General features: G+C 41.0%; 2 protein-coding genes. Both read right to left on the reverse strand.

From position 1 onward, the window contains the following. Nucleotides 1–36: 36 nt before the first annotated feature. Complete coding sequence (locus tag ACP6L2_RS18115; protein WP_440510655.1) at nt 37–909, reverse strand: IS3 family transposase; 873 nt, start codon at nt 907–909, stop codon at nt 37–39. After that, nucleotides 876–1,274 (reverse strand): transposase, encoded by a 399-nt coding sequence (locus ACP6L2_RS18120; protein ID WP_440510654.1) that lies wholly within the window; start codon nt 1,272–1,274, stop codon nt 876–878. The genes ACP6L2_RS18115 and ACP6L2_RS18120 overlap by 34 nt, the downstream gene beginning before the upstream one ends. Nucleotides 1,275–1,316: the final 42 nt, after the last annotated feature.

Genomic DNA, 1,316 nt, shown 5'->3' on the forward strand with positions numbered 1-1,316 from the left:
TGTCCATCCCTGAATAGAGTTGACCGTTTTTTATAATTAATCAACTTTTTCAAATATAGTTATTAATGGTTTAGGGGAAAGAACTCCTCTAAACCATTTTTGTTCAAACTCTTTTGGAGACATCCTGCTTATGGAGTTGTGTATCCTTCTTCCGTTGTACTGTCTTACGGCTTTATCCACCATTTTTTTCAGGCTGGCAAAGTTGTTAGGTTTCCAATACCCGATGTATTCATTTTTTATGGTACCATTTATTCTTTCTGCATATGGATTGTCCTGCGCACTTTTACCCATACTTATCTTACAATTGTTTGTCTTTAAGAGATTCAAATAATCTGTCGATCCGTACTGTGCTCCTCGGTCTGAGTGGTGATATTGAGGGGCTTCGTTTTCTTTTAGGGCTTTTTTAAGAGCCTGTAGGTTGGCTGTTGCCTGCATATGGTCAGAAACCTGATACCCCACAATTTTCTTGGTATAAACATCGATAATAAACACGCCGTAATAGAACCTATTGCCAACATGAAAGTAGGTGATGTCCGATTGCCAAACTGTATTGGGCGCCTCAACCACCATTCCCTTTATAAGGTTGGGGTAATTCCAGGCAATACTCCTCGTCGTTCGGCGATAGTTCTTCTTTACCTTCAGACGATAGCCTAAGGACATCATGGTTTCTATAAAACGGTCTCTACCCACAAAATCCGGCTTTAGCAGATAGTATAGTTTTTCCACCCCACAACCAGGATGTTCCCGACGCACGCAATCCGCCTTCTTGACGAGCTCTTCAAACTTCTTTTGATACCGAGCTTCCCGATGAGCACGTTGCTGCACAGCCTGTTTGCTAATACCAACGGTCCGATAGAGCTCATTGAGCGAATAACTTATTTTTTGCGCGTGCCCACGGAACCATCCGATGGTGGGGTGTTGAAATTTTTTCTGATATCAACTTTTAGATCATCCCCAGCGATATCAATCATTTTCTCCAGGAAATCGATCTTAATCTGCTTTTGCCCAACCATGCGTTCAAGCTCCTTGATACGAAGCTCCATTTCTCTTACTTTGTTTGTGTTGCTTGATTTCATCTCGATAATACGTTGTCCTCTAACATTAAAGTTAGAAAATTTATAGATCCATTGGTAGATCGTGGGATTACTTATGCCATATAGGCGTTCCAGCTGGTACACACTGTACTTCCCGCTCTCAAATAGAGAAACTATTTCCCGCTTGAATTCCTCAGAATACTTACGAGTTTTTCTAATTAGCCTCAAATTTACTCTCATAGTTCATTTCAATTTGTGGTCAACCTATTTCAGGGACGGACA

The organism is Sphingobacterium lactis (assembly GCF_051951495.1).
Taxonomy (GTDB): domain Bacteria; phylum Bacteroidota; class Bacteroidia; order Sphingobacteriales; family Sphingobacteriaceae; genus Sphingobacterium; species Sphingobacterium lactis_A.